The organism is uncultured Anaerovibrio sp., assembly GCA_902786545.1.
Taxonomy (GTDB): Bacteria; Bacillota; Negativicutes; order Selenomonadales; family Selenomonadaceae; genus Anaerovibrio.
On sequence record CADACU010000083.1, the window covers coordinates 1 to 3,927 of the forward strand.

Below are 3,927 nucleotides of genomic sequence, written 5' to 3' on the forward strand. Positions count from 1 at the left end.
CAGAAGGAAAACAGCTATGTTGATATGGAAATGGTGCAGATAAAGGGCGTTGATAATACCTACCGTACTACTAAAGCTGAACTGGCGGAGGGTGCCACTATGATTGTTCACGAGCGGCTGATGACCCACGGAGAGCAAAAGGCTACCAGTGTGTATGAGGTGGAGCTGAATGGGGAAGGCTCCAGTACAGATGTAATTTCCCGATCGGTAGCTAAGGATAGTTCAGAGCAGATTTTTGAGGCAGCCATTGTGGGTAATACCGTGTGCAATGGTCATGCAGAATGTGATGCCATTATTATGGATAATGCCCATGTGGTGGCAGTACCGAAACTGGATGCCAGAAATGTGGATGCAGCCCTTATACACGAAGCGGCTATTGGGAAAATAGCCGGTGATCAGTTGATTAAGCTAATGTCATTGGGCTTGTCAGAGGCTGAGGCGGAGGAACAGATTATCGGAGGATTTTTGCGATAAATTTAATATTTAAGAGCTGAGATAAATGCTGTGGCATTTTTCTCAGCTCTTTTTTTATAACGAGCTTTAAGATGTCCCCCCTTTTTAGGTGGGGGAAAACAAACTACAACAGCTGCCGATCATATCTCCCAGTGCGGACGTATCAAAGCAGCAACAATGCTTTGTTAATACGTCCCATGCGAAAGTGTCCTACAAAGCAAGACAATAGTCGAAGCTGAGTAGCTGACACTGACCGCCTCGTTGCGACGCGAAGCTTCTAAAGCAGAAAAATTTGAAAAATGGCGTTATAAAAAAGCTAAAATATATTGATAATTATTTTCAATATGGTATTATATATAAAGTAAATGAAAATAATTATCAATAATGAGGTATATTATGAAAAGCAATTATTATGAACGGCAGCTGGTTTATCACTGCGGACCTACCTTAAAAGGAATAAAAGCGGGCAGTATGATAGCACTAAAATACAGTGACAGAGCCTCTTTGGCTAATTTTTTTCAGCGGCATCAGATCCTGTTTAAAAATCAGGGGATTAAATACCTGCAGCTGATGCGGCAGCGTGAGCATATACTTATGCTGTTTTATCGACCGCAAATGCTTAGCGGTGTTCTCCGTCGCCCGCAGGCAATACGAATTTTGAAGGAATATGGCTATCCGGTGAATAATGGTCTCAGCCCGATGCTGGATTTTCTTCTGAAAAGAATGAGGGATTGCGATGGCTTTCCCCATGAAATCGGTTTGTTTTTAGGATATCCGCCGCAGGATGTTAAGGGGTTTATTGAACGCAAGGGACAGGATTTTCTCTTTTGCGGATATTGGAAGGTGTATGCCAATGAATCAGCTGTTAAGCGGTTGTTTCAATGTTATAATGAGTGCATAAATAAGATGTGGGGGCGGCTGCTGGCTGGGGAAAGTCTGCAGGATGCCATAAAAGCTGCATAAAATTATTTGTTTGAAAGGATGGAAGAATAATGAAGATTGCTGTTGTATATTGGTCAGGTACCGGAAACACTAAGGCTATGGCTGAGGCCATGGTAGAGGGAGCAATATCTGCGGGAGCTGAAGTGGAGCTGTTTTCTGTAGATGGGTTCAGTGCAGATAAGATGAGTGATTATGAAGGGTTTCTCTTTGGTTGTCCGGCTATGGGCTGTGAGGTATTGGAGGAAGCTGAGTTTGAACCGTTTTTTGCTGAAGCAGAAGGCCATCTGTCCGGTATTCCTGTAGGTTTATTTGGCTCATATGGCTGGGGAAATGGTGAATGGATGGAAGAATGGACCCGGCGAACAAAAGCAGCTGAAGCCAAAGTCTATGGCGATGGGTTAATGATAAATAATGTGCCGGATGAGGATGGACTGGCCAGTTGTCGTACCTTTGCTGAAGAATTTGTCAAAAATGTCTAAGTAATAGATAGCAGGGGAGCGGTTAATCGGTTTTTTTATTTCCTAACAGGATTTTTGGCATTTCCATAGAATTTCTCCATTATAGGTATTTGCTGATAGTTAAAGTTTTCAGCTAGGGGGTATGGAGATGTATTTGGGGGGAAGATTAAAACGAAAGGTGATGCAAAACTGTGTCCTTTGTGGAAATGCTCCCTGTGATGAGGTGTGTCCAAGAGGCATTAAGCCGGGGAAACAGTTAAGAAGCCTATGGTTTGATAATGAGATATTTGCTGCTGCTAATCTGCCTAATACAGGGTTTTGCGTGGATTGTCCGGCGCCGTGCGAAAAAGCATGCATTAAGTCAGGGCAGGTGCCGATAAAGGAAATTGTGTCATGTATGGCTCAGGAAATACGGCCTAATCTGGATATTCCTATGCCGAAGGATGAAATGGCCTTGCAGACGGATTTGTGCGGAGTGAAATTGGAAAATCCGTTTTTGCTGGCATCATCAGTGGTATCCAGTACTTATGATATGTGTGCCCGGGCCTTTGAGGCAGGCTGGGCTGGCGTGGTGTTTAAAACAATTTGTTCGTTCGATATTCATGAGGCATCGCCACGATTTTCGGCTGTTCGTGATGTCAACGGCACAATTATGGGCTTTAAAAATGTGGAACAGCTATCGGATCATTGTATTCCTGAAATAATGGAGACATTTCGCAATTTAAAAGAGGAATATCCTGATAAAGTCATTGTGGCATCCATTATGGGCCGAAATGAGAAGGAGTGGGAAGAGCTGGCGCACCTGTGCCAGGAAAATGGTGCGGATGCAATTGAGTTAAATTTTTCGTGCCCCAATATGACGGAAGAAGGATTGGGGGCCGATGTTGGACAAAATCCGGAGCTGGTGGAGAGGTATACGGCTGCGGCCAGGCGGGGCGTAAGCATTCCACTTATGGCCAAGCTTACACCGAATGTGGCTTATATGAGTCCGGCAGCCGAGGCGGCTAAGCGGGGGGGGGCCAATGGTGTTTCCGCCATAAATACCATAAAGAGTATTATGGGGGTTAATATACATACTTTTGTGTCGAGTCCGGATGTTAAGGGAAGGTCTGCTGTAGGGGGGTACAGTGGCAATGCGGTAAAACCGATTGCCTTGCGATTTATAGCGGAAATGGGTCAAAATCCGAATTTAACGGATATGCACATCAGTGGTATCGGTGGTATAGAAACATGGCAGGATGCTTTGGAGTTTATGCTGATGGGAGCAAGCACTGTTCAGGTGAGTACTGCTGTTATGCAATACGGCTATCGAATAATTGATGATTTGAAGAGTGGACTGAATTACTATTTACAGGAAAAGGGCTTTGCTTCTGTAAAGGAGGTAATCGGGCTTGGGCTTGATTCGGTTAGTGTTACTACTGATGTCTTGGAGCGGGATACAGTGGTATTACCCAAATTTGACCGGAAAAAATGTATTGGTTGTGGTCGATGCGAAATATCATGTTCCGATGGAGGGCATCAGGCTATCCATTTGGATGAAATACGGCGACCGATTTTTAATGCGAAAAAGTGTGTAGGGTGTCATCTCTGTACGCTGGTGTGCCCAACGGATTCTATCCGGTCATCCGGCAAACGAATAAAACGATAAAATACCTATAAGATGGAGGTCTGATGGTACACTGTCACCGACCTCCATCTTTTTTATTAAAAAGTGGTTGACAATGAATGCAAATCCGAGTAATATATACATCGTTGTCGGCAACAAAGACATATCAGTCTCAACTGGCAACAGAAAATATCTTAAAAACTTCTTGACAGAAGCTTTTTCTTGAGATATTATATAAAAGCTGACTCACGAAGCGAGAGCTTGAAAGTCAGTAGAGACACGAAGTGATTTTTGCCTAGAACGAGGCGCGACGAGACGCCCGACCGAAGCGTACATAACCTAGTACGCTGACCGAGGAAGTCGAGAAGTAACAAAGTTATAGACAAAAAGAACGAGTGTGGTGTTCTTTGAAAACTAAACAATGCAATAATTAAATCATGCACACATGATTTAAAGCCAGATGATGGT

4 protein-coding genes are annotated in these 3,927 nt (G+C 43.8%); all 4 read left to right on the forward strand.

The genetic code is table 11. From position 1 onward, the window contains the following. The coding region (locus QZV24_RS10190) for a SufD family Fe-S cluster assembly protein (protein ID WP_294523494.1) at positions 1-474 on the forward strand (474 nt) is incomplete at its 5' end. A gap of 375 nt (positions 475-849) precedes the next feature. Then, positions 850-1,416 (forward strand): DUF3793 family protein, encoded by a 567-nt coding sequence (locus tag QZV24_RS10195; RefSeq protein ID WP_294523496.1) that lies wholly within the window; start codon positions 850-852, stop codon positions 1,414-1,416. 26 nt (positions 1,417-1,442) lie between these two features. Further along, the gene (locus tag QZV24_RS10200; protein WP_294523501.1) at positions 1,443-1,874 is read left to right on the forward strand and encodes a flavodoxin; all 432 of its coding nucleotides are present in this window, start codon (positions 1,443-1,445) and stop codon (positions 1,872-1,874) included. Positions 1,875-1,995: 121 nt separating this feature from the next. Continuing rightward, positions 1,996-3,501, forward strand: coding sequence for an NAD-dependent dihydropyrimidine dehydrogenase subunit PreA (gene preA / locus QZV24_RS10205; protein WP_294523499.1), 1,506 nt, complete (start codon positions 1,996-1,998; stop codon positions 3,499-3,501). Positions 3,502-3,927 lie beyond the last annotated feature (426 nt).